3 protein-coding genes are annotated in these 3,350 nt (G+C 53.9%); 2 read left to right on the top strand and 1 reads right to left on the bottom strand.

Annotation, left to right across the window (positions count from 1 at the left end):
• Both BN4575_RS20240 and BN4575_RS20235 read left to right on the top strand, forming a co-directional pair.
• A partial coding sequence (locus tag BN4575_RS20240) for a hypothetical protein (protein ID WP_256029037.1) occupies window positions 1-232 on the top strand: 232 nt, incomplete at its 5' end.
• 108 nt (window positions 233-340) lie between these two features.
• On the top strand, window positions 341-580 hold the full coding sequence (locus BN4575_RS20235) for a plasmid replication protein RepB (protein WP_068979554.1): 240 nt from the start codon (window positions 341-343) through the stop codon (window positions 578-580).
• A gap of 69 nt (window positions 581-649) precedes the next feature.
• Here the strand turns inward: BN4575_RS20235 and BN4575_RS20230 are convergent, their stop codons facing one another.
• Entirely contained in the window at window positions 650-1,648 is a 999-nt protein-coding gene (locus BN4575_RS20230; RefSeq protein WP_068979553.1) for a plasmid recombination protein, read from the bottom strand.
• Window positions 1,649-3,350: the final 1,702 nt, after the last annotated feature.

The following is a 3,350-nucleotide window of genomic DNA, read 5'->3' as shown; positions in this document are numbered from 1 at the left end:
GGTTTGGCTCTGGCCGGAGGTACTTATGGGATTCGACAAGCACCTGATCGAGCTTGATGGTGATCGGGTATGGCTACTGGATGCTGCTGGTAAGCGGTTGTGCGACATGGCAGGCATGCAACTGATCGACTTGGGGAGCCGGATTAGCGTTGAAGGGGGCTTACTCAACTTCGATTTGGAGGCCCAGAAGTGGCGGGAATGCCTCATCGCCCTGGGGCTTGAGCTGGATTGAAAATCATTTTTAGAATTTGACCAATCGAATTGGCAAATTGATTGCTTTCGGCTCCCGAAGGGGTAGTATCAAATCTTCTATTTGATGTTTCAGATTGGAGATTTGATTATGCAGGAGAAAGAGGCCAAGACGGTGTTCGATATGGGGGGGTTCTCCAAGGCGATGGTCGTCCCAACCCCCATGGGGTCAGGGTTCCACCTCCACTTGGTGCGCTTTGGCAAGGCTGGTACCGAAGTGGTGGAACGCCAACGCGGAGGCTGGCGTGTGTTCTCCTCCATCGATGCGGCTGCCAACACGGCCCACGGCATTGGCTTTCGCCGCATCGAGATAGACTTGAGCAGCCGTTAGGGCCTAACCCGGCGCAGCAGAACAGCAAGAGCCCCCATGCATGCTGCTCCTTCCCACCATGCCAGGCCTTCATGGACGAAACCCTGGGTATGGCTGTGATGGGATCAGCTCCCTTATTCGCTCCTCGGCTTCATGTAGCTGTTCGGAAAGTGAATTGCGATACCCCTCTAGGGTCTGGATCTCTATCGCCTGCTTCATCAGCAAGCTTTGGGCGGATTTTAGCTCCGCACTGAGCCTCCTAGCTTCAGCTAGGGCGGCCTGTTGCTCGCTCTGAGCCTTTTCTGCTGCTGCGGTTGCCTGTTTAGCCTTCTCCAGGCTGCCTGCGCTGTACATCCCCTTTTTCCGGCTAAATAAGGCCTGTTTAAGCTGCGAGTTCTCTTCCCGTAGCGCCGCGTTTTCTTCTTCCAGCGCCTTGGCCTTGCTGTATCCAGTCACCTTGTTGATCACCGATGGTTCCGGCACAGGAACTTTTCCGGCTGCTTTCCCTGGATCGTGTGGTGCTCCTCCAGGAGCACCTGGCTTGTATTCACATGCGACATGGGCATTAACGGCCTGCCATGCCCTTTTACGTAGCGCAGCCACTTTGCTCGGGCCGTCCATCCAGGCTTTGGCTTGGAGCTTACCGTCCTTGATTGGAGTCACTACAACGTGAAAATGGGGGCTGCTTTCGTCAGTGTGGAGGTCTATCCCTACGCAGTTGTCCTCACCGAACTCCTTCGTAACCCACTCGATGATCCCCTTTGCTGCCGCGTTGATTGGCTCTGCAATCGAAGGGATAGGCCGACCTTCCTGGAAGTCGTACTCAGGCTCATATCTCCAGTCTGTTTGGTTGCCTAACTGGATCACAAACTGGATCGCGTGCACTGCATCCTTTCGCTTTGCCAACTTCTTCGCCCGATCGAGAACTTCTGGCCGCCACGGAGCTACCCTATGACGCCCTTCAGGGGTAAACCATGCCTCTTTTCTGAGTTGGCTTTCTGTGGGGTGGAGCCGGACGTTATGCCCTTCGGCCCTACCTGCTGCTGGTGCCTGCATCTTGTCGATAGCGAACGAAAACGAGAGGGCCATGGTGCTTTTTCTCCTGCCTTTGGGACAGCTAAATCGTACCAGAAAAAGTAGCTGAATCTGTGACCAAAGTGTTCTCCTAACACTTTGTGCCAAAGTGGGAGCCCTGCGGGGCTTTCAAAAAAAGGCCAAGATCCTCCAAGTCGGACAGTGTCTGATTTGGGGGGGGGTCTTCAGGGGAGGCTGCTCATCCAGGTAGGACGCAGTTTCTCATGCGAAAAATATTAAGGGGGGAACTGCCGCGCTACGCTTGCCGCCTAATTTGCCCAAGCATGACGAAGAGACTGTCACACCAGGGCAAATTAGGAGGGGGGGTAACAAGGGCTTGTTTGCCATTGTCTGTCCTCTTGAGTAGAATTCGCGCCCCTTGATCTCGACCGAGCAAAAAGAGGCTCGTTCGAGCCTTAAAAGTCTTTTACAAAGACTCTTATGGGGCTTTTTTTGTGCTCAAGGTTACGTTTTTTTACTCAAAAACGATGAAAAATGGAAAGTAAGTCCCGAATGGGGCTCGTAAACAGCGTTGCGGTTGTTACAATGACGGTGTTCCGTCAGGAATTAAAAAAATCAAAAAAAAAGCCGCCCTAAGGCGGCCCGTCAAAACGACGTTTCATTAAAAATACTTCAAAGCGATGCTCAGCATAGTGAGCAGTGCGATAAGCAAGTTGATAAAGTCATCAGTTGCCATTTGCACCTCCATTGTTGAATATCAGACAATAGAGGCCCAGTTTATCTGCTACTCGCAATAGCGGAGCTGGGCCCCTAGCTACTGCTCATTCAAGCATCCCGCCTATTTTCACACGGATACGCTTTAGACGGCAAATACCTCCGCACAATATCTTCACGTTTGCTCATAAAACAACCAATACGCCAGTGTTGACGCGATCGGCATCGGCAGCGTACCCTTTTGTCCAGAAACGAAAAAACCGCCCTGGCAGGCGGTTTGTTCGAAGGTGTAATCGGTTGGGGAACCGACTTCACCTGGTAACGGCTCCGTAGAGGGAAGCAGCTACCTAAAGTCCTAATAAGTTTAGCGCCCTTGGCGCCTTCCAATCAAGTATTCCCTCTCTACGCCCGTTACCGAAGGCCACCACCTTTGGCGCTTTGTCGTACCCGCACGGATTGGCTCAGTGTTTGTTGCCGTGTTGGGTGTGGTGGTCGGGTCGAACGGGGAGACTCTGCAAACGACCCAAACGCGCAGCGGCGCACCTCAGCACAGTACAACTGCCGGCAGGTATGAGAAAACAGGCCTTGCCCCTTCTGGTGAGGGGCAGAATCGGGAGAGCAGTGTACGGGTGGTGGTGTTCTATCGGAGCGTGCAGAGGGGCGGCAGCCCATCGGAAACGGTGGGTTAGTCCGATAGTCCGATCATGGTCGCGCAAGCCTGTTTTCAGCAGGAGGGCGCAGCCTTGTCAAGCGACAGCGGCAAGGCCTTAGCGCCTCTCCTCGCTTTAGGGCCGTAGGCCCTTCTTTGGGCTTAAGTCTTATTCGAGAGAGGATCTTGGCGAGGTGGGTAACTGCGCCCGTCCGTCCACATGCCATCGGTTCGGCTTGTGGGCGGCAGCAGTTATCCACGGAAGCGGTTTGGCTCTGGCCGGAGGTACTTATGGGATTCGACAAGCACCTGATCGAGCTTGATGGTGATCGGGTATGGCTACTGGATGCTGCTGGTAAGCGGTTGTGCGACATGGCAGGCATGCAACTGATC

The organism is Aeromonas sp. EERV15 (assembly GCF_900079845.1).
In the GTDB taxonomy this organism is placed as follows: domain Bacteria; phylum Pseudomonadota; class Gammaproteobacteria; order Enterobacterales; family Aeromonadaceae; genus Aeromonas; species Aeromonas sobria.
This window is presented reverse-complemented; position numbering and strand designations above follow the sequence as displayed.

Bases quoted from the DNA above. Each gene is read 5' to 3' on its own strand.
- BN4575_RS20235 (WP_068979554.1), top strand. From the start codon at position 341: ATGCAGGAGAAAGAGGCCAAGACGGTGTTCGATATGGGGGGGTTCTCC.
- BN4575_RS20230 (WP_068979553.1), bottom strand. From the start codon at position 1,648: ATGGCCCTCTCGTTTTCGTTCGCTATCGACAAGATGCAGGCACCAGCA.